This is a genomic window from Burkholderia glumae LMG 2196 = ATCC 33617 (assembly GCF_000960995.1).
GTDB lineage: Bacteria > Pseudomonadota > Gammaproteobacteria > Burkholderiales > Burkholderiaceae > Burkholderia > Burkholderia glumae.
Genome location: NZ_CP009435.1, coordinates 1,754,035 through 1,779,622, shown reverse-complemented (window position 1 = coordinate 1,779,622; position 25,588 = coordinate 1,754,035). Strand labels below are relative to the sequence as shown.

24 protein-coding genes and 1 riboswitch are annotated in these 25,588 nt (G+C 70.4%); of the genes, 10 read left to right on the top strand and 14 right to left on the bottom strand.

What is annotated here, in order from left to right; all coding sequences use genetic code 11:
* Positions 1 to 132: 132 nt before the first annotated feature.
* From xdhC to xdhA, 3 genes are read right to left on the bottom strand one after another with little or no spacing between them, the layout of a single operon-like run.
* Positions 133 to 693 (bottom strand): xanthine dehydrogenase accessory protein XdhC, encoded by a 561-nt coding sequence (xdhC, locus tag KS03_RS20630; RefSeq protein WP_012734784.1) that lies wholly within the window; start codon positions 691 to 693, stop codon positions 133 to 135.
* A gap of 6 nt (positions 694 to 699) precedes the next feature.
* Positions 700 to 3,054 (bottom strand): xanthine dehydrogenase molybdopterin binding subunit, encoded by a 2,355-nt coding sequence (gene xdhB / locus KS03_RS20625; protein WP_012734783.1) that lies wholly within the window; start codon positions 3,052 to 3,054, stop codon positions 700 to 702.
* Positions 3,055 to 3,082: 28 nt separating this feature from the next.
* Positions 3,083 to 4,663 (bottom strand): xanthine dehydrogenase small subunit, encoded by a 1,581-nt coding sequence (gene xdhA, locus KS03_RS20620; RefSeq protein ID WP_012734782.1) that lies wholly within the window; start codon positions 4,661 to 4,663, stop codon positions 3,083 to 3,085.
* A gap of 279 nt (positions 4,664 to 4,942) precedes the next feature.
* Here xdhA and KS03_RS20615 point away from each other — a divergent pair, with 279 nt between their 5' ends.
* Positions 4,943 to 6,160 carry an MFS transporter gene (locus KS03_RS20615; protein ID WP_012734781.1) on the top strand — a complete coding sequence of 406 codons (1,218 nt, stop codon included), beginning with the start codon at positions 4,943 to 4,945 and terminating at the stop codon, positions 6,158 to 6,160.
* A 249-nt stretch (positions 6,161 to 6,409) separates the two neighbouring features.
* Here the strand turns inward: KS03_RS20615 and KS03_RS20610 are convergent, their stop codons facing one another.
* On the bottom strand, positions 6,410 to 7,621 hold the full coding sequence (locus KS03_RS20610; RefSeq protein ID WP_012734780.1) for a pyridoxal-phosphate-dependent aminotransferase family protein: 1,212 nt from the start codon (positions 7,619 to 7,621) through the stop codon (positions 6,410 to 6,412).
* 726 nt (positions 7,622 to 8,347) lie between these two features.
* On the opposite strand from KS03_RS20610, the gene KS03_RS20605 reads away from it, so the two are divergent.
* From KS03_RS20605 to KS03_RS20590, 4 genes are all read left to right on the top strand, one after another.
* Positions 8,348 to 9,322, top strand: coding sequence for a LysR family transcriptional regulator (locus KS03_RS20605; RefSeq protein ID WP_012734779.1), 975 nt, complete (start codon positions 8,348 to 8,350; stop codon positions 9,320 to 9,322).
* Between the two features lie 337 nt (positions 9,323 to 9,659).
* Positions 9,660 to 10,388: a 5,6-dimethylbenzimidazole synthase gene (gene bluB, locus KS03_RS20600; RefSeq protein ID WP_045678884.1), complete on the top strand. Its 729-nt coding sequence runs from the start codon at positions 9,660 to 9,662 to the stop codon at positions 10,386 to 10,388.
* Positions 10,389 to 10,517: 129 nt separating this feature from the next.
* A complete protein-coding gene (locus tag KS03_RS20595; protein ID WP_012734777.1) occupies positions 10,518 to 11,687 on the top strand; it encodes an MFS transporter in 1,170 nt (389 codons plus the stop codon).
* A 232-nt stretch (positions 11,688 to 11,919) separates the two neighbouring features.
* Entirely contained in the window at positions 11,920 to 13,101 is a 1,182-nt protein-coding gene (locus KS03_RS20590) for an MFS transporter (RefSeq protein ID WP_012734776.1), read from the top strand.
* A 49-nt stretch (positions 13,102 to 13,150) separates the two neighbouring features.
* Here the strand turns inward: KS03_RS20590 and KS03_RS20585 are convergent, their stop codons facing one another.
* The gene (locus KS03_RS20585; RefSeq protein ID WP_012734775.1) at positions 13,151 to 14,506 is read right to left on the bottom strand and encodes an MFS transporter; all 1,356 of its coding nucleotides are present in this window, start codon (positions 14,504 to 14,506) and stop codon (positions 13,151 to 13,153) included.
* 367 nt (positions 14,507 to 14,873) lie between these two features.
* Here KS03_RS20585 and KS03_RS20580 point away from each other — a divergent pair, with 367 nt between their 5' ends.
* Positions 14,874 to 15,680, top strand: coding sequence for an EAL domain-containing protein (locus tag KS03_RS20580; protein ID WP_012734774.1), 807 nt, complete (start codon positions 14,874 to 14,876; stop codon positions 15,678 to 15,680).
* 61 nt (positions 15,681 to 15,741) lie between these two features.
* Here KS03_RS20580 and KS03_RS20575 read toward each other — a convergent pair whose 3' ends face one another.
* Positions 15,742 to 16,542, bottom strand: a complete 801-nt coding sequence (locus tag KS03_RS20575; RefSeq protein ID WP_012734773.1) for an IclR family transcriptional regulator — start codon at positions 16,540 to 16,542, stop codon at positions 15,742 to 15,744.
* Positions 16,543 to 16,608: 66 nt separating this feature from the next.
* Here KS03_RS20575 and KS03_RS20570 point away from each other — a divergent pair, with 66 nt between their 5' ends.
* Positions 16,609 to 17,796 (top strand): acyl-CoA dehydrogenase, encoded by a 1,188-nt coding sequence (locus KS03_RS20570; RefSeq protein WP_012734772.1) that lies wholly within the window; start codon positions 16,609 to 16,611, stop codon positions 17,794 to 17,796.
* 141 nt (positions 17,797 to 17,937) lie between these two features.
* On the opposite strand, the gene KS03_RS20565 is transcribed toward KS03_RS20570, so the two are convergent.
* Positions 17,938 to 18,579: a peroxiredoxin gene (locus tag KS03_RS20565; protein ID WP_012734771.1), complete on the bottom strand. Its 642-nt coding sequence runs from the start codon at positions 18,577 to 18,579 to the stop codon at positions 17,938 to 17,940.
* Between the two features lie 327 nt (positions 18,580 to 18,906).
* Here KS03_RS20565 and KS03_RS20560 point away from each other — a divergent pair, with 327 nt between their 5' ends.
* The 3 genes from KS03_RS20560 to KS03_RS20550 all read left to right on the top strand — a co-directional run bounded on the left by KS03_RS20560 (position 18,907) and on the right by KS03_RS20550 (position 20,227).
* A complete protein-coding gene (locus KS03_RS20560) occupies positions 18,907 to 19,209 on the top strand; it encodes an ElaB/YgaM/YqjD family protein (protein WP_012734770.1) in 303 nt (100 codons plus the stop codon).
* A 109-nt stretch (positions 19,210 to 19,318) separates the two neighbouring features.
* Positions 19,319 to 19,708, top strand: coding sequence for a phage holin family protein (locus KS03_RS20555; protein WP_012734769.1), 390 nt, complete (start codon positions 19,319 to 19,321; stop codon positions 19,706 to 19,708).
* 21 nt (positions 19,709 to 19,729) lie between these two features.
* Positions 19,730 to 20,227 carry a DUF3318 domain-containing protein gene (locus KS03_RS20550; protein ID WP_012734768.1) on the top strand — a complete coding sequence of 166 codons (498 nt, stop codon included), beginning with the start codon at positions 19,730 to 19,732 and terminating at the stop codon, positions 20,225 to 20,227.
* Positions 20,228 to 20,369: 142 nt separating this feature from the next.
* Here the strand turns inward: KS03_RS20550 and KS03_RS20545 are convergent, their stop codons facing one another.
* The 7 genes from KS03_RS20545 to glyA form a co-directional block, all read right to left on the bottom strand.
* Entirely contained in the window at positions 20,370 to 20,849 is a 480-nt protein-coding gene (locus KS03_RS20545) for a type IV pilin protein (RefSeq protein ID WP_012734767.1), read from the bottom strand.
* A 15-nt stretch (positions 20,850 to 20,864) separates the two neighbouring features.
* Positions 20,865 to 21,401 (bottom strand): pilus assembly PilX family protein, encoded by a 537-nt coding sequence (locus KS03_RS20540; protein WP_232252278.1) that lies wholly within the window; start codon positions 21,399 to 21,401, stop codon positions 20,865 to 20,867.
* Positions 21,402 to 21,565: 164 nt separating this feature from the next.
* Positions 21,566 to 22,372, bottom strand: a complete 807-nt coding sequence (locus KS03_RS20535) for a type IV pillus assembly protein (RefSeq protein ID WP_012734765.1) — start codon at positions 22,370 to 22,372, stop codon at positions 21,566 to 21,568.
* On the bottom strand, positions 22,369 to 22,752 hold the full coding sequence (locus tag KS03_RS20530) for a hypothetical protein (RefSeq protein ID WP_012734764.1): 384 nt from the start codon (positions 22,750 to 22,752) through the stop codon (positions 22,369 to 22,371). The genes KS03_RS20535 and KS03_RS20530 overlap by 4 nt, the downstream gene beginning before the upstream one ends.
* A gap of 17 nt (positions 22,753 to 22,769) precedes the next feature.
* Positions 22,770 to 23,339 (bottom strand): pilus assembly FimT family protein, encoded by a 570-nt coding sequence (locus tag KS03_RS20525; protein WP_012734763.1) that lies wholly within the window; start codon positions 23,337 to 23,339, stop codon positions 22,770 to 22,772.
* A 157-nt stretch (positions 23,340 to 23,496) separates the two neighbouring features.
* Positions 23,497 to 23,976, bottom strand: a complete 480-nt coding sequence (nrdR, locus tag KS03_RS20520; protein WP_012734762.1) for a transcriptional regulator NrdR — start codon at positions 23,974 to 23,976, stop codon at positions 23,497 to 23,499.
* A gap of 6 nt (positions 23,977 to 23,982) precedes the next feature.
* A complete protein-coding gene (gene glyA / locus KS03_RS20515) occupies positions 23,983 to 25,230 on the bottom strand; it encodes a serine hydroxymethyltransferase (protein ID WP_017432707.1) in 1,248 nt (415 codons plus the stop codon).
* 140 nt (positions 25,231 to 25,370) lie between these two features.
* Positions 25,371 to 25,471: riboswitch (ZMP/ZTP riboswitch) on the bottom strand.
* Positions 25,472 to 25,588: the final 117 nt, after the last annotated feature.

Genomic DNA, 25,588 nt, shown 5'->3' with positions numbered 1-25,588 from the left:
GTGACGCGGCCCGGCAAAGGCCGCTGGAGTGGAAACAGCGTTCCATCTTCGCGAATCACGGCGCGTTTGAAAAGTGCCGCGTGCGTTTGCCGATCGCCGGCAGCCCCCGCGCCCGCGCCGGCTCGACCCGCTTCACGGCGCCGCGAACGCCTCGCCGGCGCGCCGCCGGCGCCGCGCGGCGCCGGTGCGCGCCTGCAGCAATTCGGCGCAGACCGCCACCGCGATCGCGGGCGGCGCCTTGTCGACGATGCCGGCCACGCCGATCGGACAGATCATGTCGGCCAGCCGCGCGGGCGCCACGCCGCGCCCGATCAGGCGCCGCTCGAACTTCACGCGCTTGGTGTGCGAGCCGATCATGCCGAAGTAGGCGAAATCGTCGCGGCGCAGGATCCGCTCGGCGAGCGCGAAGTCGAGCGCGTGGTTGTGCGTCATGACGAGGAAGTAGCTGCCGGGCGGCGCCGCGTCGACGCTCGCCTCGGGCGTGTCGGTCGGCTCCGGCTGCACGTTAGGCGGCAGCTCGTCGGGAAAGCATTCGTCGCGCGTGTCCACCCACTGCACGATGCAGGGCAGATGCGCGAGCAGCGCGACGAGCGCATGGCCGACGTGGCCGGCGCCGAACAGCACCACGTGCATCGGCGCGAACGCGTGCACGGGGTCGCGAAGCCGGCCGGCCCGGCGCGGTGACGGCAGCATGATGCCTCAGCTGCGCGCGGCGGCCGCACGCACGGCCTGCACCGCGCCCAGGATCGCCTCGCCGGTGGCGGGCGCATGCAGCGGCGGCTGCACGCGGTAGTCGCCGACCGCCGCCACCGCGTCGCGGATCGCGAAGAACACCGAGAACGCCAGCAGCAGCGGCGGCTCGCCGACCGCCTTCGAGCGGTGGATGCTGTCCTCGGCGTTGCGATTGCGGAACAGCTCGACGCGGAAGTCGGGCGGGGTGTCGTTGACGGTCGGGATCTTGTAGGTGGACGGCGCGTGCGTCATCAGCCGGCCGCCGTCGTTCCACCACAGCTCCTCGCTGGTGAGCCAGCCCATGCCCTGGATGAAGCCGCCCTCCACCTGGCCCCGATCGATCGCCGGGTTCAGCGAGGCGCCCGCGTCGTGCAGCACATCGGCGCGCAGCACGCGCATCTCGCCGGTCAGGGTATCGATCACCACCTCGCTGCAGGCCGCGCCGTAGGCGTAATAGAAAAACGGCCGGCCCTGCAGCGTCGCCTGGTTCCAGTGCAGCTTCGGCGTGGCGTAGAAGCCGTCCGACCATAGCTGCACGCGCGCCAGATAGGCCTGGGCGACCACCTCGCCGAACGGCACGGCCCGCGCGCCGATCCACACCTGATCGTTGGCGAAGCGCACCTCGGCGGCGGCCACGGCCGGCGCGTCGGGCTCGCCGAGCCGCTCGGCGGCGAACGCGGCGAGCCGCTCGCGCAATTGGCGCGCGGCGTCCTGCGCGGCCTTGCCGTTCAGGTCCGAGCCGGTGGAGGCGGCGGTGGCCGAGGTGTTCGCGACCTTGCTGGTGTCGGTGGCCGTCACGCGCACGCGGCCGAACCCGACGCCGAGTTCGTGCGCGACCACCTGCGCGACCTTGGTGTTGAGCCCCTGCCCCATCTCGGTGCCGCCGTGGTTCACGAGGATCGAGCCGTCGGTATAGATATGCACCAGCGCGCCGGCCTGGTTCAGGTGCGCGACGTTGAACGCGATGCCGAACTTGACCGGCGTGAGCGCGATGCCCTTCTTCAGCACCGGGCTGCGCGCGTTGAACTCGCGCACGGCCGCGCGCCGCGCGCGATAGCCGCTGGTCGCCTCCAGCTCGCCGAGCAGCGCGTGCAGCACGTTGTCCTCGATGGTCTGGCCGTAGGGCGTGACGTTGCGCTCGTCCCGGCCGTACAGGTTGCGGTAGCGCACGTCGAGCGGATCGAGGCCGAGATCGCGCGCGATGTTGTCGATGATGGTCTCGATCGCGAACGCGCCCTGCGGGCCGCCGAAGCCGCGAAACGCGGTGTTCGACTGGGTGTTGGTCTTGCCGCAGTAGCCGGCGATCGAGACGTCGGGCAGCCAGTAGGCGTTGTCGAAGTGACAGACCGCGCGCGTCATGACTGGCCCCGACAGGTCGGCCGAGAAGCCGCAGCGCGAGGTCATCTCCACCGACACGCCGTCGATCGCGCCGGTTTCGTCGTAGCCCACGTCGTAGCGGTAATGGAAGTCATGGCGCTTGCCGGTGATGATCATGTCGTCGTCACGGTCGGCGCGCAGTTTCACCGGGCACAGCAGCTTCCAGGCGGCGAGCGCCGCGCAGCACGCGAACAGGGCCGACTGCGATTCCTTGCCGCCGAAGCCGCCGCCCATGCGCCGGCATTCCACCAGCACGTTGTGCGAGGCCACCCCGAGCAGGTGCGCCACCACGTGCTGCATCTCGCTGGGGTGCTGCGTGGAGCAGTACACGTGCATGCCGTCGTCGTCCTTCGGCACCGCGTAGGCCACCTGCCCTTCGAGATAGAACTGCTCCTGGCCGCCCAGCGTCAGCTCGCCCGCGTCGCGCCGCGGGGCCGCCGCCGCGCGCCCGGCCGCGTCGCCGCGCGCGAGCTTCATCGGCGGCAGCACGTAGGACTCGGCCGCGCGCGCGGCCTGCGCGGTCAGGATCGCCGGCAGCTCCGCGTAGTCGATCTTCGCGCGGCGCGCGGCGAGCCGCGCGACGTCGTGCGAGGTGGCCACCACGATGAACACCGGCTGGCCGACGAACTGCACCACGCCGTCGGCCAGCACCGGATCGTCGTGGATCACCGGGCCGCAGTCGTTGACGCCGGGGATGTCCTCGGCGGTAAACACGGCCACCACGCCGGGCGTGGCGCGCACCGCGTCGAGATCGGCCGAGACGATGCGCGCATGGGCCCTCGTGCTCAGCCCGAGCGCGGCGTGCAGCGTGCCGGCGAGCACCGGCAGGTCGTCGGTGTAGCTGGCGCGGCCGCTCACGTGCAGATGCGCGGATTCGTGCGGACGCGAGACGTGCACCTGCCGGAAATCGAGGTCATTCAGGAACGGTTCGGCTTGCTGGTTCATGGCGCGGGTCTTTCGTGTTCCGGTTCGGTCAAAGGTCGGCGACGGCGGGCCCGGCGGCCCCCGCCGCCTCGGCGCTCACGCAGCGCACGTTCAGCGCCTCGGGCCCGAGCGGCGCGTGCGCACGGGTCTCCAGCCAGAAGCGGTACAGCAGGTTGCGCGCGGCGTCGAGCCGGTAGCCGCTCGTCGCGCGCATGTCGCTGAGCGGCGCGAAATCGCGCTCGACCGCCTGCATCGCGGCCTGCACGGTGACCTCGTGCCAGCGCGCGTCGGCCAGCGCCGCCTCCGCCTGCGCGGCGCGCTTCGGGGTGGCCGCCATGCCGCCGAACGCCACGCGCGGCGTGCGGATCGCCTCGCCGTCGGCGATGAACGCGAACGCGGCGCAGACCGCCGAGATGTCCGAGTCGAAGCGCTTCGACAGCTTGTAGGTCCGAAACCGCAGGTTCGCGCGCGCGCCGGTACGCAGCGGCACGCGCAGCGCGGCGACGAACTCGTCGGCGGCCATGTCCTTCTTCTGGTACGCGAGGTAGAGATCCTCGAGCGGCAGCTCGCGGGCCGCCTCGGGGCCGCGCAGCACCACGCGCGCGCCGAGCGCGATCAGGCCCGGCATCGAATCGCCGATCGGCGAGCCGTTCGCGACGTTGCCGCCGAGCGTGCCGGCGTTGCGGATCGGCAGCGAGGCGAAGCGCTTCCACATCTCGGTCAGCTCGGGGTAGTGCGCGGCGAGCGCCGCATAGGCGCGCTCGACCGACACGCCCGCGCCGATCTCGAGCCAGCCGTCGCGCTCGTCGATGCGGCGCAGCTCGGCCACCTGGCCCAGGTAGATCAGGTCGCCGAGCTCGCGCAGCTGCTTGGTGACCCACAGCCCCACGTCGGTGCTGCCGGCCAGCAGCCGTGCCTCGGGCTTGGCGGCGCGCAGCGCGGCCAGCGCCTCGATGCTGCGCGGCGCGTCGAAGCGGCGGCCGGCGTGCTCGTAGTGGAACGTGTCGTCGCGGCGCAGCGCGGTGAGCGTGCGGGCCAGCGCGGCGGTATCGACGGGCGCCGCGGGCGGCGCCATCGCGAACATCCGCTCGGCCGCGTCGACGATCGGCCGGTAGCCGGTGCAGCGGCACAGGTTGCCGGTCAGCGCGTCGGCGATCTCGGCGCGCGACGGCGCAGCGGCCCGCGCGCAGGGCGAGCCCGCCGGCGCAGCCGAATCGCACGGGCCGGCCGCGTGCGCGCCGCCGTGCCGCTCGTAGAGCGCCCACATCGACATCACGAAGCCCGGCGTGCAAAACCCGCACTGCGAGCCGTGGCAATCGACCATCGCCTGCTGCACGGGGTGCAGCGAGCCGTCGGGCTGGCGCAGGTCCTCCACGGTGTAGAGCGCGCGGCCGTCGAGCGTGGGCAGGAACTGGATGCAGGCGTTGACGGCCTTGAACTCGACGCGGCCGGCGTCGTTCAGCTCGCCGACCACCACCGTGCAGGCCCCGCAGTCGCCCTCGGCGCAGCCTTCCTTGGTGCCGGTGCAGGCGGCGTCCTCGCGCAGGTACTGCAGGACGGTGCGGGTGGTGGCGGCACCGCCGACTTCGCGGATTGCCTGGCGAAAATGGAAACGGATCGGTTGGCTCATGGGTATCGTGGGTCGGGGCACGCGGCGAGGCGCAGGCGCGGCGGCCGTTGCCCGGCATTCGCGCCGTGGTCTGAGTCAATAGGTCGCAAGCTATCATCGCCGAAAATGCCAACCCATAGGCCGAACGACATGGGGCACATATTGCCCACGCCATATCGGAATGCAGCGTGCGCGCCACAGTCATTCGTCTGATGAACTAAGCGGTCCATGCGACGGTAACGGTTCCATGCAACAATTCGGGTTTCTACCGACGCCCGTTTTCCGCTCGACCCGTTCCCCATGTCATCCGATTCCGGTTTGCCTGCGCGCAGCGCGTTCTCTACGACGCTGCAGATCGTCTCCGTCGTCTCGTTCACCTTCGTCTGTTACCTGACCATCGGCCTGCCGATCGCGGTTCTGCCGGGCTTCGTGCATGAGGAACTGGGACTGTCGGCGGTGGTGGCCGGGGCCGTGATCAGCGTGCAATACCTGGCGACGCTGGCCTCGCGCCCGCTGGCGGGGCGCTGCGCGGACACGCTCGGGCCGCAGCGCACGGTACTGCGCGGGCTGGTGGGCTGCGGCGCGAGCGGCGCGCTGCTGCTGGTGGCGCTGCTGTTCGTGCGCTGGCCGGCGGTGAGCCTGGTGCTGCTGACGGCGAGCCGGCTGGTGCTCGGCGTCGGCGAGAGCCTGGTCGGCACCGGCGCGATCCTGTGGGGCATCGGCCGCGTCGGCGTGGCCCACAACGCGCGCGTGATCTCGTGGAACGGCATCGCCACCTACGGGGCGCTCGCGATCGGCGCGCCGCTCGGCGTGGCGATCGCGCATTCGCTGAACGCGGCCCTGCTGGGCGTGCTGACGGTGGCGCTCGCGGCAGGCGGCTACTGGCTTGCGCTGCGCGTCGCGCCGGTGCCGCTCGTCCACGGCGAGCGGATGTCCTACGCGAGCGTATTCACGCGCGTGCTGCCGCACGGCCTCGGGCTCGCGCTCGGCTCGGCCGGCTTCGGCTCGATCTCCACCTTCATCGCGCTCTATTACGCGGCGCGCCACTGGCCGAACGCGGCGCTCTCGCTGACGGTGTTCGGGCTGCTGTTCATCGGCTCGCGCCTGCTGTTCGCGAACAGCATCAAGACCTATGGCGGGTTCCGCGTGGCGATCGTGTCGTTCGGCGTGGAATGCGCGGGCCTGCTGCTGCTCTGGCTCGCCCCGGTGCCGCACGTCGCACTGGCGGGCGCCGCGCTGACCGGCTTCGGCTTCGCGCTGATCTTCCCGGCGCTCGGCGTCGAGGCCGTCGCGCTGGTGCCGCCGGCAAGCCGCGGCGCCGCGCTGTCGGCCTATTCGGTGTTCCTCGACCTGTCGCTCGGCATCACCGGGCCGCTCGCCGGCTACGTGGCGGGCGAGTTCGGCTATCCGCAGGTATTCCTGTTCGCGGCGTTGGCCGCCGCGGGCGGCATCGCCACTTCGGTACTGCTCTACCAGCGGCAGACGCGCATCGGCACGCACACCGGCGCGGCCGCCTGACGGCGGCCCGAGGGCCGGCGGCAGCATGCAGGGATGCCGGACGGGACGGCACGGGCGGTGCGGGCAGTGCGGGCAGTGCGTGGCCTCCGGCCGCCGCGGTCCGTCCAACCCGTGCCGGCCGCGGCGCGCTACGGCCGGATATGAAAGGCACGCCGGGATCGTTGCCGCCGCACCGGACGGCGGGCCGGCCGGGCCTGCCCCGCCCCGCCGCCGAGCCCGGTGCCGGCCCGCGCGGGCCGGCCGCGTTTCTCAGAGCCGGTTCGACAGCGCCTGTTCGAGCGCGGAGACGCCGCCCGACAGATCGACCGGCACCTTCAGGTCGACCATGGTGCGGCCGAACGCGTGCAGCGTACGGAACAGGTTGTGTTCGCGGCACTGCTCGCCCATCTGCCCGATCCGCACGATCGGCAGGCCGAACGAACCCGAGATCTCGACCTGATACTGCTTCGAGATGTGTCCGCAGATCATGCCCGGCGTGAGACCCTCGGGCACGCGGATGCCCACCACCGAATTGAGCCGGCACGCCTCGGGCGCATAGAGCTCGAGGCCGAGCGCCGCGATTCCGGCCTGCAGCGCGAGCGCGCAGCGCTGGTGGCGCGCGTAGCGGCTTTCGAGCGTTTCCTGGCAGACGAGGCGCAGGGCCTCGTGCAGCGCGAGCACGCCCGAGACGGGCGCCGTGTAGTGGTAGCCGGCGTTGTGCCAGAAGTGCTCGGCGAGCGCCATGTCGAGGCACCAGTGCGCGTTCGGCTCGGGGCGCTGCTTCATGCGCTCCCAGGCGGCATCGGAGAAGGCGATCAGCGACACGCCCGGAATCGACGACAGCCCCTTCTGGCCGCCCGTGATCACCGCGTCGATGCCCCAGCCGTCCATCTCGAGCGGCATGGTCGACAGCGTGCAGACCGCGTCGACCACCACCAGCGCGCCGGCCGCCTTGGCCAGTGCCGCGATCTCCCGCAGCTGCCGGTTCCAGACCGTGTTCGAGGTCTCGCCGTGGACGATCGTCACGATCTCGGGCCGCTCGCGCTCGATCGCGGCGGCCACCGCCGCGAGGTTCGCCGCCTCGCGGTCGGGTACGTCGAGCAGCGCGACCTCGGCGCCGATGCGCGTGGCCATCTCGGCCATCCGGGCACTGAAGAAGCCGTTGCGGATCGACAGCACGCGCGTGCCGCGCCAGGCCAGGTTCGAGATCGCCATCTCCATCGCGGCCGAGCCGGGGCCGGCCACGCCGAGCACCCACTTCGTGCGCGTCTGGAACACGTAGCGCGCCATCTCCTTCACCTGTTCGATGATCTTCGCCATGGTCGCGCCCAGGTGGTTGATCACGATCGCGTTGGCCTTGGCGACCGCGGCCGGGATCGGCACCGGGCCGGCGCCCATCATCAGGAGCGGCTCCTCGGGCAGGATCGCGTCGAGCGGGACCACGACGGGGCAGGGAATCGGCGAATAATCGTTATGGGACATGGGCGAAGGCTCGGCGGAAGCGGTTGATGCGGTGCGGCGCACCGCAACCGTCGATCATTCCGCGAACCGGCCCCGCACGCAAGCCCCGCTCGCCGGCGTCGCGCCGCCGGCCCGTCTGGAACCGGACCCGGCCCGGCTGCCGGGCAAGCCTTGCGCGCCTAGCGCCGCGCCGCGGCCTGACCCGCGCCAGCCGCGTCTTCGCGACGCGTTCGCGCCACGTTCACGGCGCCTTCGCCGCAGCTTGGCGGCAAGAGCGCGCCAGGGCCCAGGCACCGCCGGAAGCTATCCGGGGCGAGTTTCCGGATTATCGGAATTGCACGGCGGCGGTTAATCAGGCAGCGCGCGGCGGCACCGGCCAAGGTCCCGCTTCAAGCATTTCCGCCCACCTCATTCTGAATTCCGAATCTTCGGAAATCGTGAAATCAAAAACCGCAAAAATTCTTTCCAGGAAAGCAAGGAATTCCCAGCCCGCTCCCAAAACCCTTATAGAACAAGGGATTTGATAGATTGATGAAAAATGAAACCACGTTCCGGCAAGCCAAACCTGTTAAAAATACCGGCGACGATAACCAATTAACGGGTTGACTGCGTTACCGACTTTATTGAACAATTTAAGCTGTCGTGGGTATTACGATAATCGCCCCGTGCTGATCCGACAGCGCTTGACGGGACCATTCTCGACACGGCAATTACACAACCAAAATCATCCGAACGGGCCGACAAGCTATGAACCAGATCCAAACCATGAGAGTGTTCGTCTGCGTCGCCGAACTGCAGAGCTTTCGACAAGCCGCGCGCAAGCTCGGCGTATCGAACGCTCTCGTCACGCGATCGATCGCGATGCTGGAAACCCACCTGAACACACGCCTGATCCACCGCACCACGCGCAACCTGTCGCTGACCGAGGCCGGCACCCGCTATCTCGATGGCTGCCGCGCCCTGCTCGAAGAGTTCGATCACCTCGAGGCCTCGGTCGCGCACACCATCCGCGAGCCGGTGGGCACGCTGCGCATCGCCGTGTCGGGGGCGCTCTCGCCGCAACGGCTGACGCCGCTGGTCGACGGCTTCCGCCGCCAGTATCCGAAGGTGCGCGTGCAACTGACCATCGCCGACGGGCCGATCGACGGGCTCGACACCTCCTACGACGCGGCGATCGTGGCCGGCCGCCGGATCGACGACGGCCCCGCGCTCGTGAGCCATGCGCTCGCGCCCGACCCGTTCGTGGCGATCGCCTCGCCGGCCTATATCGAACAGCGCGGCGAGCCGCACCGCCCCGACGAACTCGCGCGGCACGCGGCCATCACGCTGCCACTCGACACGCACGGCTTCGCATGGCGCTTCGTCGATGCCGGCCGCTTCGCGCACCTCGTCACGCTGCAGCCGTCCTACACGATCAACGACGCCTGGCTGGTGCGCGCCGCCGTGATGGCCGGCTCGGGCATCGCGATCCTGCCGGAGAGCTTCGTGGCCGACGCGATCTCGCGCGGCGAACTGGTGCGGCTGCTGGCCGACTACCGGATCGACGATCCCGACGCGCAGCTCGCGGTGGTCTATCCGAACCGCCAGTTCGTGCCGGCGCGCACGCGCAGCTTCGTCGAGCACGCGCTCTATCACTTCGGCGCGCGCTCGAACGGCCGCTACGGCTACGTCCACGACACGCTCGGCGAACATGCCGAGGTCGTCACCACCGGCCTGCAATGACGCGGGCGGCGGCGGCCGGCGCCGTCGTCGAATGCGGCGAATAGCCGCACCCATGACCGCGGACCGCCCCGTCGCCAGCGGCGACACGCGCCGCGGCGGTGCGATCCGGAGGGCCCAGCCCCAGGCGGCGGCAGCCGGGCAGGCCGCCGCGCGCTGATCCTGGCGGGCCCGGCACGCACCGCACGTGCCACGCGTCCAACGTGTCCTGTCATGCGGCCAGGCCACGCCGCCTCGCCTTGGGCTGCGGCCATCACCGGCGCGGCCGCGTCGGCGGATCTGCTATCGTTGCGCTCGTCCGCCGGCTCGCCCCGGCCCTGTAGCCCTCCTCCGCTTCTCCATGCGCTTCGACGATTCCGCGATCGCCGCCGTCTATCGGGCGATCTTCGAGCGGCGCGACATGCGCCATTTCACGTCCGCCCCGGTTGATCCAGCCGTGCTCGCGCGACTGGTCCGCGCCGCCCACCACGCGCCGAGCGTCGGCTTCATGCAGCCGTGGCGCTTCATCCGGATCACCGACCGCGCGCTGCGCGAGCGCCTGCACACGATCGTCGAGGCCGAGCGCTGCGCGACCGCCGACGCGCTCGGCGAACGCCGCGACGCGTTCATGCGCCTCAAGGTGGAAGGAATTCGCGAATGCGGCGAGCTTCTCGTGGTGGCGCTGGCCGACGACCGCGAACGGCACGTGTTCGGGCGCCGCACGCTACCCGAGATGGACCTCGCCTCGGCCGCCTGTGCGATCCAGAACATGTGGCTCGCCGCACGCGCCGAAGGGCTCGGCATGGGCTGGGTATCGCTGTTCGACGTCGACGCGCTGCGCGCCCTGCTCGGCATGCCCGACGGCGCGAAGCCGATCGCGGTGCTCTGCATCGGCCATGTCGACGCCTTCTACGAACGGCCAATGCTCGAGGCCGAGCACTGGGCCGCGCGCCTGCCGCTCGAAGCCTGCCTGTTCGAGAACGGCTGGAACGCCGGGCCGGGCCCGGCCCGCGCGCCGGCATCGGACGCATCGGACGCATCGGACGCATCGGACGCATCGGAGGCCGCGTCGCCGCCGCACAACAGCTGATCCGGCCCCTCTCATTGCTTTTCTGATCCGGGTTTTTACTGAGATAGAATCGCGGCACCTTCCCGCCACGCCGTGAGCGCGCCCCATCCGGCGGCGCGCGAGCCCGGCCCGTTTTCCCGGAACCGCCCGATGCCGCTGCCCCTGTTCGCTCTCGCCCTTGCCGCGTTTGGTATCGGTACCACCGAGTTCGTCATCATGGGGCTGCTACCTAATGTCGCACTCGATCTCGGCGTCTCGATTCCCGCCGCCGGCATGCTGGTGTCGGGCTACGCGCTGGGCGTGACGATCGGCGCGCCGATCCTGGCGATCGTCACGGCACGGATGCCGCGCCGTCAGGCGCTGCTCGGCCTGATCGGCGTGTTCATCGCGGGCAACCTGCTGTGCGCGATCGCACCGAACTACGGCCTGCTGATGGCCGCGCGCGTGGTGACCGCGTTCTGCCACGGCGCGTTCTTCGGGATCGGCTCGGTGGTCGCGAGCAGCCTGGTCGCGCCGAACCGCCGCGCGCAGGCGATCGCGCTGATGTTCACCGGGCTCACGCTCGCCAACGTGCTGGGCGTGCCGCTCGGCACCGCGCTCGGTCAGGCCTTCGGCTGGCGCTCGACGTTCTGGGCCGTCACCGCGATCGGCGTGCTGGCGGCCGGCGCGCTGGCGCTGTGCCTGCCGCGGCAGCTCGCGATGCCGTCCACCAGCATCGCACGCGAATTCCGCGTGATGCGCAACCCGCAGGTGCTGATGGTGCTCGGCATCAGCGCGCTCGCCTCGGCCAGCCTGTTCTCGGTGTTCACCTACATCACGCCGATCCTCGAGGACGTCACGCATTTCTCGCCGCACGAGGTCACGCTGGTACTGCTGCTGTTCGGCCTCGGGCTGACGGTGGGCGGCATGATCGGCGGCAAGCTCGCCGACTGGCGCCGGATGCCTTCGCTGATCGTGGCGCTGGCGCTGATCGGACTGGCGCAGGCGGTATTCGGCGGCACCCTGCGCCTGCCGATTCCCGCGCTCGCGACGATCTTCGCCTGGGGCGTGCTCGCGTTCGCGATCGTGCCGATCGCGCAGATCCTGATCGTCGATCGCGCGAGCGAGGCGCCGAACCTCGCCTCGACGCTGAACCAGGGCGCCTTCAACCTCGGCAACGCCGGCGGCGCCTGGCTCGGCGGCCTCGCGATCGGTGCCGGCGTGCCGCTCGCGCAGTTGCCGTGGCTGGGCGCGGCGCTGGCGCTCGGCGCGCTCGCGCTGACGCTGTGCTCGGCGTCGCTCGAACGACGCCCGCTGGCCGGGCCGGTGCCGCTGGCCTGAGCCGGGCGCGGGCCTGCCGGCCCGCGTGCCGGGCGTGCTCGCCGAGCGCGCCCGGTGCGGCGCATCCGCCCGGACGCTCGCGGCCAGCTAAGGCCGCTGCGATGGTGGCCGCCGGCCTCGGCCGGTTCGCGGCACGGCAAAACCGTCAACATGCCGCACGCGCATGCCGATTCGCTCGCGCGCGGCGCTGCCTCATGGCTCGAACCGCAGGGCCGGTGTAGCATCTCGGCCGATGAAAGCGATCCTCAACCGTGATTTCCTCGCACTGATCCTGAGCGTCGCGGTGGTCGGCCTGGGCACCGGCGCGACCCTGCCGCTCACGGCCCTCGCGCTGACCGAGGCCGGTCACGGCACCGGCGTGGTCGGCATACTGACCGCCGCGCAGGCAGGCGGCGGCCTCGCGGTCGTGCCGTTCGTCACGCGCCTCACGCAGCGCTACGGCGCGCGCGAATCGATCGTCGCATCGGTGCTGATCGTGGCCGCGGCCACCGCCGCGATGCAGGTCACCTCGGATCTCGCCGTCTGGGGCCTGTTGCGCGCACTCTGCGGCGCCGCGCTGATGCTGCTGTTTACGATCGGCGAGGCCTGGGTCAACGAGCTCGCCGACGACGCCACGCGCGGCCGCGTGGTGGCGATCTACGCCACCAATTTCACGTTGTTCCAGATGGCCGGGCCGGCGCTCGTCAGCGAGATCGCCGGGCTGCACGGCATCCGCTTCGCGCTGTGCGGCGCGCTGTTCCTGCTCGGGCTGCCGACGCTGGCGGCGATTCGCAAGCCGCCCGGCGCGGCTGCCGGCCGGCACGGCGAGCACGACGGCGCGTCGCGCGCGCAGTGGCGCCGCGTGCTGCCGCGGATGCCGGCGCTGATCATCGGCACCGCGTTCTTCGCGCTGTTCGACACGCTCGCGCTGTCGCTGCTGCCGATCTACGCGATCGAGCGCGGCGTGGCGAGCGGCATCGCGGTACTGCTCGCGTCGGTGACGCTGCTCGGCGACACCGCCATGCAGTTCCCGATCGGCTGGCTCGCCGACAAGCTCGGCCGCGCGCGCGTCCACCTGGGTGCGGGCATCGTCGTCACGCTGCTGCTGCCGCTGCTGCCGCTCGTGATCACCAACCCGTGGCTCTGCTGGCCGCTGCTGTTCGTGATCGGCGCGGCGGCGGGCAGCACCTACACGCTGTCGATCGTCGCCTGCGGCGAACGCTTCCGCGGCGCCGCGCTGGTCACCGCGAGCTCGCTCGTGTCGGCCTCGTGGAGCGTCGCGAGCTTCGCCGGCCCGGCCGTCGCCGGCTCGCTGATGAACGCCTGGGGCGACGACGCGCTGGTGGGCGTGATGGTGGCCACCTCGCTGATGTTCGTGATCGCCGCGTGGTGGGAACGCCGGCGCCTGCCGGCGGCGGCCGCACGCGAGGTCTGAAGCGGGCGCCAATCACCGGCCGCGTCGCCGTTCGAGCCCGATTCGCATCTCACACCGTGCGCCGCGCCTGGCCATCGGCCGGCCGCGTGGCCAGGCCGAGGCTCAGCACGAACAATGCCGAGGCCAGCACCGGCAGCGCGGCGGCGAGAAACAGCGCGCCGTTCGACCAGCCGAGCGCGATCAGCTGGCCGCCCACGAGCGGCCCGAGCACCGAGCCGATGCGGCCCACCCCAAGGCTCCAGCCGATTCCGGTCGAGCGCAGCGCGGTCGGATAATAGTGGCCGGCCAGCGCGTTGACAGCCGGCTGCCCGCCCACCACGCAGAAGCCGCCGGCGAACACCGCCACCAGCAGCCACGGCAGCGAGCCCGCCACCGCGCCGATCGCCGCCACCGACAAGGCGGCGCAGACGAAGCAGGCGGACAGCACGCGCACGAAACCATGGCGCTCGATGAACCCGCCCAGCAGCAGCGTGCCGGCCACGCCGCCCGTCTGCAGCGCGGTGCCGACGATCACGGCCGCCTGCGACGAATGGCCGGCGTCGCGCATCACGGTGGGCAGCCAGTTCGACAGGAAATACAAATCGATCAGGTTCAGAAAGCTGATCGCCCAGAGCAGCAGCGTGACGGGCAGCCGGCCCGCGCGGAACAGCTCGGCGACGGGCGCGGCGCCAGCGGCCGGCTCGCGCACCACGAGCCGCGTCCGCGCGTCGATCTCAAGCGCCGGCGCGAACGCCGCGAGCCAGGCGCGGGCGCGCGCCATGCGTGCCTTCAGCACCAGGAACTGCAGCGATTCCGGCAGCCAGGCAAGCATCGCCAGCGCCAGCGCGAGCGGCACCGCCCCGCCCGCCACGAACACCGCGCGCCAGCCGAGGGCCGGGATCAGCGCGGCGCTGACGAACCCGCCGAGCGCGGCGCCCAGCGTGAAGCCGCACGACACGAACATCATGCGCTTGACGCGATGCACGGCCGGGCTGAACTCGCCGACCAGCGCCATCGCGTTCGGCATGATGCAGCCAAGGCCAAGCCCGGTCACGAAGCGCAGCGCGATCAATGACGTGATCGAGGCGGCCAGCGGCGTGGCGAGCATCGCCAGCGCGAAGAACAGCGTCGCGCCGATTAGCACCGGGCGGCGGCCGATCCGGTCGGCCAGCACCGACAGCCCCAGCGCGCCGATCAGCATGCCGAACAGGCTCGCGCTGAACACCGGTCCGAGCGCGGCCTTCGCGACGCCCCACTCGGCGATCACGCTCGGCGCGACGTAGCCCATCGCCTGCGCGTCGAAGCCGTCGATCACGAGGCATGCGCCGCACAACGCGAACAGCGCGGCCTGGAAGCCCGGCCGGTGCGTCTCGTCGATCACGCGCTCGATCTCGAGCGTGCGCGGCCCCGCCTGCGGCGCGCTCATCGCGCGCTCCCGGCGGGCACGGGGCGGGCGCGGCGGCGCCGGCATCGAGGCGGGCCGTCACGGCGGCCGGCCACGGCGTCGCGAGGCGTCGGCTGGCGCAGGGCAATCAGGGGCATCGCGTGTCTCCGGAAGCGGCGCGGCGCCACGGGCCGCGCAGGCATTCGAGGCCGGCTTGCACCGCTCGATGGGCCTCGATCTGGGAATTTCCAATCGTAAAATGAATTACGAACTGAGAAATCGCCGTATACCCTGAGCGCGCGGCGCCGATATCGATATCAGCAAAACGCCGAACCGCACGAATCGGGCGCTGCTACTATCCTTGAAGACATCGCGCCGCGTCGCGGCCGTTCGCCCACTCGACGAATCCATGATCCCGCCCACCATTCCCGAACTGGTCGACCGAGCCAGCCAGTTGCCCTACCTGCGCGAACATCTCGCGCTGGCGCCGGGCGGCGACACCGCGATCGCCAGCCTGCCGGGACTGACACTCGAAAGCGTCTACGAGCCGATCTACGACGTGACGATGCCCGGCGCGCCGCAATCTTCGTCGTTCGCCGACGCGATCGAGCGCTATGGCGACGAACTCGGTTTCCAGGCCGTGCTGCGCGCGAGCGGCGCGCCGTACGATCCGTTCGACGCGATCGCCGACGACCCGACGCTGGTGGCCGTCGATCGCCTTTCGCGCGCGCTGCACGCGATCAACTTCTTCGGGCCGCAGCGCCACGGGTTGCTGTTCCTGCGCGTTCACGAGCGGCTGCTCAAAAGCGTGAAGTACGATCATGGCAAGCATTTCTCGACGGTGCTGCGCAGCTTCGGGCTGAGCCCCGAGCGCATCGTGATCGAGCTGCCGGCCGCCGCCGTCGCTCACAAGACGTTCCTCGGCTACCTGACCAGGAGCTACCAGCACCACGGCTTCAAGGTGGCCGACAAGCTGCCCGATCCGGGCCGGATTCTCGCGGTCGAGTCGGACATGGCGCGCCCGGACTACATCAAGATGGATGCGGCGATCGCCTTGCGCGACGGGATGGTCAAGGCGCTGGTCGGCTATGCGCAGCGCGTGCGGATTCCGATCATCTTCGATCACGTGATCGACGAGGCCCAATTCCTGCTGCTGCGCCAGTACGACGTGCGGCTCATGCAGGGGCCGGCCTTCACCCAGCCCGCGCCGGTCTGACGCCGCGCGGCCGGGTTGGCGCGCGGCACACCGCCGGCACCGGCGCGCAGGCCGCCGCGCGCTAGGCGAGCTCGCCGAGCCGGCGCGCGAGCGCGCGCAATTGCGGCCCGATGCGCTCGCGAAACAGCGCCTCCCCCATCGACGAGGCCGGCCCGCTGCAGCTGAGGATCAGCCAGCGTGCCTGGTGCGGCTCGCGAAACGGCACCGCCACCGCGTTGACGTCGTCATGCCAGTCGCGAAACGAATAACAGCAGCCATCGGCCGCGAAATCGTCGAGCGCGCGCTCGGCCGCGGCCACGCGCGCGGCCGCCACGCGCGCCGGCCCTGCCGCCTGCTTCAGCCGGGCGAGCAGCGCCGCACGCACCTCGGGCGGCTGCACCGCCAGATAGGCGCGCCCCATCGAGCTGGTCAGCATCGACAGCCGCGAACCGGGCGCGAGCCCGAGCGTCAGCGCGGTCTCGCTGCGGATCGTCTCCAGGTAGATCATCTCGAGGCCCTCGCGGCAGCCGAGTGAAACAGCCGCCCCGACCTCGCGCGCCAGCGCCTGCATGTGCGGGCGCGCGAGATCGAGCGTGCCCGAACCCGACAGCAGCGCATAGCCGAGCGAGAGCACGCCCGCGTCGAGCGCGTACTTGCCGAGCGCCGCGTCGAAGCGCAGATAGCCGAGCGCAGTCAGCGTGTAGGCAAGGCGGTTCACGGTGGCCTTGGGCAAGCCGGTGCGCTCGACCAGGTCGCGGTTGCCCAGCAGCGGCTCGCCGGGCCGGAACGCGCGCAGCAGTTCGAGCCCGCGCGCGAGCGCCGTCACGAACTTGCGCTGGTCGAGCGCTTCGTCGATACGGGCGAAATTCGACACGGTGTACACTCAATCTCAAAATTGCAAAACATTGTTCCGCAGTGCGGAACTCCAGTCAAGCAAGGAGCCGACACGATGAGCACCACCGCTTTCCAATGGGACGATCCGCTGCTGCTCGACCAGCAGCTAAGCGACGACGAGCGGATGATCCGCGACGCGGCCCGCGCCTATGCGCAGGGCAAGCTCGCGCCGCGCGTGGTCGAGGCGTTCCGCCACGAGAAGACCGACACGACGATCTTCCGCGAGATGGGTGAGATCGGGCTGCTCGGCCCGACGATTCCCGAGCAGTACGGCGGCCCGGGCCTCAACTACGTCAGCTACGGGCTGATCGCGCGCGAGGTGGAGCGCATCGATTCGGGCTACCGCTCGATGATGTCGGTGCAGTCGTCGCTGGTGATGGTGCCGATCAACGCGTTCGGCTCCGAGGCGCAGAAGCAGAAATACCTGCCCAAGCTCGCCAGCGGCGAATGGATCGGCTGCTTCGGGCTGACCGAGCCTGACCACGGCTCGGACCCGGGCGGCATGAGCACGCGCGCGAAGCCGGTGCCGGGCGGCTACGTGCTGTCGGGTGCGAAGATGTGGATCACCAATTCGCCGATCGCCGATGTGTTCATCGTGTGGGCCAAGCTCGAGGAAAACGGCGAGGACGCGATCCGCGGCTTCATTCTCGAGAAGGGCTGGAAGGGGCTGTCGGCGCCGGCGATTCACGGCAAGGTCGGGCTGCGCGCCTCGATCACCGGCGAGATCGTGCTCGACGAGGTGTTCGTGCCCGAGGAAAACCGCCTGCCCGGCGTGAAGGGGCTGCGCGGCCCGTTCACCTGCCTCGACTCGGCGCGCTACGGCATTTCGTGGGGCGCGCTCGGCGCGGCCGAATCGTGCTGGCACACGGCGCGCCAGTACGTGCTCGACCGCAAGCAGTTCGGGCGCCCGCTCGCGGCCAACCAGCTGATCCAGAAGAAGCTCGCCGACATGCAGACCGAGATCACGCTGGGCCTGCAGGGGGTGCTGCGGCTCGGCCGCATGAAGGACGAAGGCACGGCCGCCGTCGAGATCACCTCGATCATGAAGCGCAACTCGTGCGGCAAGGCGCTCGAGGTGGCGCGGCTCGCGCGCGACATGCTCGGCGGCAACGGCATCTCGGACGAATTCGGCGTGGCGCGCCACCTGGTCAACCTCGAGGTCGTCAACACCTACGAGGGCACCCACGACATCCACGCGCTGATCCTCGGCCGCGCGCAGACAGGCATCCAGGCGTTCTCGTGACCCCGGCCCGCCCTCAGGCGCTAGGCCCGGCCCCGCCGCCGGCAGGCGCCATGCAAAACGGGCAGCGCGATCGGCGATGCCCGTTGCGGTTGGTGCGGCCGGCAAGCCGGCAGGCAAGCGCGGCTCGCGCCGCGCGCCGTCTCACTGCTTGTTCGGTTGCGGCGTGAGGCGCAGGTACGGACGCAGCGCCTTGTAGCCCTTCGGAAAGCGTTGCTTCAGTTCGTCCTCGTCCTTCAGCGACGGCACGATCACCACGTCGTCGCCGTCCTTCCAGTTGCCCGGCGTCGCCACCTTGTAGTTGTCGGTCAACTGCAGCGAATCGATCACGCGCAGCACTTCGTCGAAGTTGCGGCCGGTGCTGGCCGGATAGGTGATGGTCAGGCGCACCTTCTTCTTCGGATCGATCACGAACAGCGAACGCACCGTCAGCGTCTCGTTCGCGTTCGGGTGAATCATGTCGTAGAGTTCCGACACCTTCCGGTCGCTGTCCGCGAGGATCGGAAAATTCACACTGGTCGCCTGCGTTTCGTTGATGTCGTTGATCCAGCCTTTGTGCGATTCGACATTGTCGACCGACAGCGCGATCGCCTTGACGTTGCGCTTCTCGAACTCGTCCTTGAGCTTGGCGGTCAGGCCCAGCTCGGTGGTGCAGACGGGCGTATAGTCGGCCGGATGCGAGAACAGCACACCCCAGCTGTCGCCGAGCCACTCGTGGAACTTGATGCGGCCGAGACTCGAATCCTGCTCGAAATCGGGCGCGGTGTCGCCGAGACGTAGACTCATGGTGCTCCTCCTGCGGTGATGATTCGATGACGGATGCCGCGCGCGGCAAGCACGCAGCCGAGCCTTCTAGCTTACGTCAACCGGCTGTTGCGGCAACGATTATTCCGTCAGATATTCATGAGTATTTGTTATTTTTGCCGGCGCGTTTGAAAGATTGGGGAAACTTTTTGGTTCGCGTTTCACTCCCTCATCACATGGCCAGTCGTTTACCATGGCTTGAAACAACGTATGACTCGCCTGTGCAAGGTTTAGGCGCATGGCTCGCCAGCAGGCACGGGTTTCGCTAGGATGTGGTCTACGCGGTACCTCTGCACAAAGGGAGTTGCAATGTCGGAAGTCAACAAGGAGAAACTGATGTCGGATATCAAAACCGTTCTCGCGGATGCGGAAGACCTGCTGAAACAAGCGGCGGCCACCACCGGCGACCGCGCCTCGGAGTTGCGCGAAAAGGCGCTGTCGCGCCTCAAGCAGGCCAAGGACAAGGCCGCCGACGTTCAGGTCGTGGTCGTGGAGAAAGGCAAGAAGGCGGTGCGCGCGACCGACGACTACGTCCACGAGCATCCGTGGACCTCGATCGGCGTGGCGGCCGGCGTCGGCGTGCTGATCGGCCTGCTGATCAACCGCAAGTAAGCCCCACGGCGGCGCCCGCGAGCGGCGCCGCGCTCCGCTGCCGGGCCGGCCAGCGCCACCTGCGCCGGCCGGCCCGGCCAGTTCATGCACGCGCCAAGCGCTCCCATCCATGACGACAGATACGCCACAGCCCCGCGCCGAACACGGCCCGTTGCGCCGCCTGCTCGGTTCCGTATTCGCGCTCCTGCAAACCCGGCTGGAGCTGGTCGGGATCGAACTCGCCGAGGAGAAGGAACGCCTGATCGGGGTGCTGTTCCTCGGTCTTGCCGCGATGATGCTCGCGACGATGGCGCTGATCAGTCTGACCGTGCTGGTTGCGATCGCCTTCTGGGACACCTACCGCTGGCAGTCGCTCGCCGCCATCACGGCGGTCTACGCGATCGGCGCGATCGGCTGCGGAATCAAGGCCCGCATGGGCTTGCGCGAAGCGCCGAGCGTCTTCGAGGCGACCCTGCACGAGCTCGAAAAGGACCGCGAGCTGTTTCGCGGCAAGCCCTGACCCACTTCACGCCCACGCGCCATGAACCAATCCGCACCGGATGAACCGTTCCGCCCGCCGCGTTCGCGGCGACGGCTCAACGCCACGCAATATCGTGCGCTGCGCAAGGAGTTGCTGATCCTGCGCTCGGACGTCGAGCGTCTCGAACTCGCCCAGGCCGGCAGCGAGCTGCGCCAGGCAGTCACGCACTTCCGCTGGCTGAAGCTGCTGATACCGGGCTTCTCCGGCCGCGGCGCGTTCGGCAAGTCGGGAAAGGGACTCAATGCCAGCCTCGGCGCACTGGTGGGCCAGTATCCGCTGCTCAGCTCGCTCGCCTCGGTGGTGCTGGCGAAGCCGGTCCGCACGCTGGTGGTGAAGAGTGCCGGGCCGGCGATCAAATGGGGCTCGATCGGTTTCGCCGTCTGGGAAGCCTACCAGATCTGGCGCGGCGCGCAGCGCGACAAGACCGCGGCCGAGGCGCGGCAGGCCGGCTCCACGCCGGCCGCTGCCGGAGCGCGCAGGAACGACGGCCGCTCGTAACGCCGGCGGCGGGCCGCGCGGGCGCGCGGCAGGCGCCGCTGGGCGGCCTGCTTGCCGGCGGCCCAGCCGCCTGCCTGCCCCTTCGCTCGGCCCCTTCGCTCGCCCCCCTCGCGCCGACAATCGCCGGCGCGGCACGCCGGCCTCAACGCATCGTCCAGCAACCGTCCCGCACCTCGCCGGTGCCCGTAGCGCCAGGCGAGCGGTTGCGGCGCGCGCCGTCTGCGCTCAACAGATACGTGCCGCACCGATCGTCATGCATCGGCCCCTGCCCGACCGGCGTCGCGCTCAATACGTAACCACCGTCATCGGGTGCCGCACGCACCGCCAGGCGGTAGACGGGCGCGCCCTGCTCGGGCACGTTGCCGAGCCACAGTTCGCGCCCGGGCGGCTCGAAGTGGCTGCGCGCCGCCAGTTCGTGAGCGGCGCGATACAGCGCCGTCACCGCACCGAGCCGGTGGCCGCGTGCGATCTGACGCCGGTACGACGGCACCGCGAACGCGGCGATCAGCGCCGCCACGGCCAGCGCAATCGCCAGTTCGACGAGCGTGAAGCCCGCACGCGGCCGCCCGCCGGCACTGCGGCCTGCCGCGTTGGTGCGCGCCACGATGCGCTCGATATGCATGACGCTTTCCCTCCCTCACGACGGCGGCGCCGCAACCCGGCGCCAGCGCCGCGCGACCCGACGCGTATCATCGTATGCAAGCTGCAGTTGCAACCAGGCCGTCGTTGCGTGCGTCGCGCCGGTGCCGCGTGCCGTGATCAGATAAGCGCGCCAGCGCGGGTGCGACGCAATCGGCCAACGCTCGATCAGGCAAGCAGGCGGCGCAGCCGCGCCCGGCCAGGTCGCGAACGGCCGCCATGCCGGCGGGCCATCGAGCGCCCCCGGCTGCCGCCACATGAGGGGCTCGGCAGACGACGCACCGGCGCGGCCCGGTTGCATCGGCATCGACGTGCGGCGCACGGTGGGCGACGGCATGCCGACAGCCACCGGAGCCGTCTCCGCGATGAACAAAACGCGCTCGGCGAGACGCCGCTCGCATACATCGAGCGCGGCTTCGGCCGCGTGCAGCGCGATGCTGCGCGACGCGTAGACCCCGACCGACCGCGCATCGGTCATCGACACCTCGAACCAGCCCGCGCTCGCCGCGAGCAGCGCCGCGACGATCGTCAGCACGCCCGGCAAGGCCGAGGCCATCGATCGCGCACGGCGGCACGGCCGCCCGAAGACGGCGCCGGCTGCCGCGCGGCGCCGACGCCTGGACCCGTCGGCCGCGCGCGGATACGCGCACGGCACTGCATGGCCCGGGCGCGGCGAGGGCTGCGCACCATCCGTCCGATTCATTGGTTCGCTCCCGTTGCGCCCACCGGCGCAACGGTGTTTCGCAGCGACAGCCAGCGCCGCGCGATCCAGCGGCGCCGCCCGTCGCGGCTCGTTTGCGAGATGCCATCGCAGTCGATGTAGCGCCCGGCCGGTGCCGGCGCCGTGCCTCGCACCTGCACGCAGACCTCGATCGCGACCACCTCGCGCCACGCGTCGGCCGCCAGCGCCGAGGCGTCGCGCCATGCCGGCCGCCCCCGCAGACGGTAACGCAGGCGCAGCCGTTCGATGCCCTCCACGAGCGGCTGTGCGACCCCGGGCCGGCCGCTGCCCTCGCAATACAGCTCGGGGACGCCCGCCGACCTGCCCTGCCGCACGAAATAGCGGTTGACGACCAGCGGCCGGTCGCCCGCGGCGCCGACGCCCTGCCCCAGGCAGTCGGTCACGCGCCCGTCTGCGGTGGGCCAAGTGGACCGGACGTCGCCGACGTAGCGCACCAGCAGACCGTCGGAGCCGTCGGTCGCCGCGACGCAGGCCGGCCGCATGGCGTCGCCGGCCGCGCGCGCCGACGCGCATCCGAATAGCGGGGCGAAGCCGGCCATGCGCATGTCGAGCGGCACGAAACCCGCCATCCGCACCGATTGCGCGACGAGCGTCAACGCAACCGCTGCCGCGTCGCGCGCCCGCGCGGCATCGACCGACGCGACATAGGCGTCGCGCTGGGTCCGGTACAGCGCCACGGCGGCGGCCAGCACGACCGCCGCCAGCGCCAAGGCGACGAGCGCCTCGACCAGCGAGTGCGCGCGCTGACGCCGCCACCTGCTCATGGCGACAGCTCCGCCGCATAGGCGAGCGCCACGCAGCCGGCCGGCTGGCGCGTGCCGCTCACGCGCGGCTTGCAGACAGCCGGCGCGGCACCGTGGCCGCCACGCCGCCACGACACCGTGACGAGCGCGTGGCCGTCGCGCGCCGACGTGTCGAACCGCGCGCCGGGCAGGTCAGGCGCGGCGCGCGCCCAGTCGACCGTCGGCACGCTCTCGCTGCGCGCCAGCTCGGCGCGCGAATCCGCAAGCCGCCACGCCTGCGCGCGCCTCGACAGATCGGCTTCGACGTGGCGCATCGCGAGCTGCGCGCCGAGTACGCCGACCGTCGCTCCGGCAAGCAGCAGCAGTGCGATCGCGACCTCGAGCAGGGAGCTGCCGGCCATGACCGCTCGCGCGCGCCTCATCGGGCTGCTCCGCAGCGTCCCGGCGACAACCGGGCCCGGCCGCCGGCCGCAATCCGCAGGCAGCGCGAGGCGACGGGCCCGCCCGTCGAGGAAATTCGCGCGCGCGCCGAGAATTCGAAGCGCCGAAAGCCTCCGATCACTTGTCCCGCAGGCGGCGTGAACACGACGTCGGCCACGGCGCCCTCGACCCGCACGCCGGAGTCGGCCGGAATTCTGCGCAGCACCGTGCCGCGTGCCGTATCGCCCGGTGCCGCCGCGTCGAGCGCCACCACCGCCCAGGCGCACGACCACGCGCCTTCACCGTCGCAACGATGCTGCGCCGCCAGGCAAGGCTGCCCGGCACTGCCGTCGCCGCGGCACAGCACAACGCGTACGCCGCGCGACACGGCCTCGACGCGCGCGGCCGCGAGCGCGGCCAGCATGGCCGTTGCACGCGCATCGACCCGGTCGCGCTGCCGCCACGCCACGAACGACGGCATCGCATAGGTGGCGACGAGCGCCACCAGCGCGATCGCCACCATCGATTCGACGAGCGTGACGCCCGCCGCTCTTGCTCGGTCCCGCATGATCCCGCTCCGCCGACACGACGCCTCGACTGTAGCGGGGCGAACGCGGGCGCGCCATTGGCCGAACGGCCGAATGGCGTGAGCCGACCGCGCCGGTGACAATCGTCACGGCGAGATCGGCTTCAGGAGATCGGGAATGAAATCGGAAGGTGCGGAATCAGCGCTTGCGCGGTGCCTTCGACGGCCCCGCGCGGCGGAATTCCTCGATGACGTCGGCGAATTCCGATACGTCCTCGAAGCGCCGGTAAACCGACGCGAACCGGACATAGGCGATCGTGTCGAGGCCGCGCAACTCGTTCATCACGAGTTCGCCCAGCTTTTCGCTGCGCACCTCGCGCTCGCCGGTGGCGAGCAGCTGGTATTCGATGCGCGCCACCGCCGCGTCGATCGCATCCGCCGCCACCGGGCGCTTGCGCAGCGCCAGCTGCATGCTAGCGACGATCTTGCGGCGATCGAACTCGGTGCGGCTGCCGTCCTTCTTGACGACGGCCGGCAGCGCCAGTTCGACCCGTTCATAGGTGGTGAAACGCTTGTCGCAGGCGGAGCAGCGGCGGCGCCGGCGAATCGCGGCGCCGTCCTCGGACACGCGCGAATCCACCACCTGCGTGTCGTCGTGCCGGCAGAACGGACAGCGCATGACCGATCAGCGGTAGACCGGGAACTGCCGGGTCAGCTCGGCCACCTGCGCGCGCACGCGCTCCAGCGTGGCCGCGTCCTCCGGATTGTCCAGCACGTCCGCGATCAGGTTGCCCACGATCTCCGCCTCCTTCGTGCCGAACCCGCGCGTCGTCATCGCCGGCGAGCCCAGACGAATCCCGCTCGTCACGAACGGCTTCTCCGGGTCGTTCGGGATCGCGTTCTTGTTCACCGTGATGTGCGCCGCGCCCAGCGCCGCTTCCGCCGCCTTGCCCGTGATCTTCTTCGCCTGCAGGTCCACCAGCATCACGTGGCTTTCCGTGCGCCCGGACACGATCCGCAGCCCGCGCTTGACCAGCGTCTGCGCCAGCACCCGCGCGTTCTCCACCACCTGCTGCTGGTACGCCTTGAATTCCGCCGAGCCCGCTTCCTTGAACGCCACCGCCTTCGCCGCGATCACGTGCATCAGCGGGCCGCCCTGAATCCCGGGGAAAATCGCCGAGTTGATCGGCTTCTCGTACTCCGACTTCATCAGAATCACGCCGCCGCGCGGCCCGCGCAGGCTCTTGTGCGTGGTCGTCGTCACGAAGTCCGCGTGCGGCACCGGGTTCGGATACACCCCAGCCGCGATCAGCCCCGCGTAGTGCGCCATGTCCACCATCAGGTACGCGCCCACCGACTTCGCGATCTTCGCCAGGCGCTCGAAGTCGATCTTCAGCGCGAATGCCGAGGCCCCCGCCACGATCATCTTCGGCTTGTGCTCCTGCGCGAGCCGCTCGGCCGCCTCGTAGTCGATGTCCTCGCTTTCGTCCAGGCCGTAGCTCACCACGTTGAACCACTTGCCCGACATGTTCACCGGCGAGCCGTGCGTGAGGTGCCCGCCGTGCGCCAGGCTCATGCCCATGATCGTGTCGCCCGGCTTGAGCATCGCGAAGAACACGCCCTGGTTGGCCTGCGAGCCCGAGTTCGGCTGCACGTTGGCCGCTTGCGCGCCGAACAGCGCCTTGACCCGGTCGATCGCCAGCTGCTCGACCACGTCCACGTATTCGCAGCCGCCGTAGTAGCGCTTGCCGGGATAGCCCTCGGCATACTTGTTGGTCAGCTGCGAGCCCTGCGCGGCCATCACCGCCGGGCTCGTGTAGTTCTCGGAGGCGATCAGCTCGATGTGATCTTCCTGGCGCTGGTTCTCCTGCTGGATCGCCTGCCAGAGGTCGGGATCGACGTTCGCGATGGTGCTTTGGGCTCTGTCAAACATACGGTTTCCGTTAAGTGTGTACAGGTTGACCGGGGCGGCCGAGTACATTGCGTTGCTGGCGGAATGGCCAGCCCGACGTGGCGGAAGTATCCGGTTGACGCGAGGCGGGACAGCCACCGGCGATGCACGCAACGGCGCACAACGGCTGCCCAGGCGAACGGCAAAAACGGCACCCTGCGCTTCACGGTGGGAGGCTCCACCTTGAACCCGGAGGGTTCTATCGCCAGTCACGCAGGGGGTGATGAGCGCCGTAGTTTATTGGATGCATGATGAATAGGCAACCGGCCGGCCCCCGCGCCGGCGCAATCGGGGAGCGAACAAAATCAGGCTGGCAGCCCCGTCCGGCGGGCATTCATCG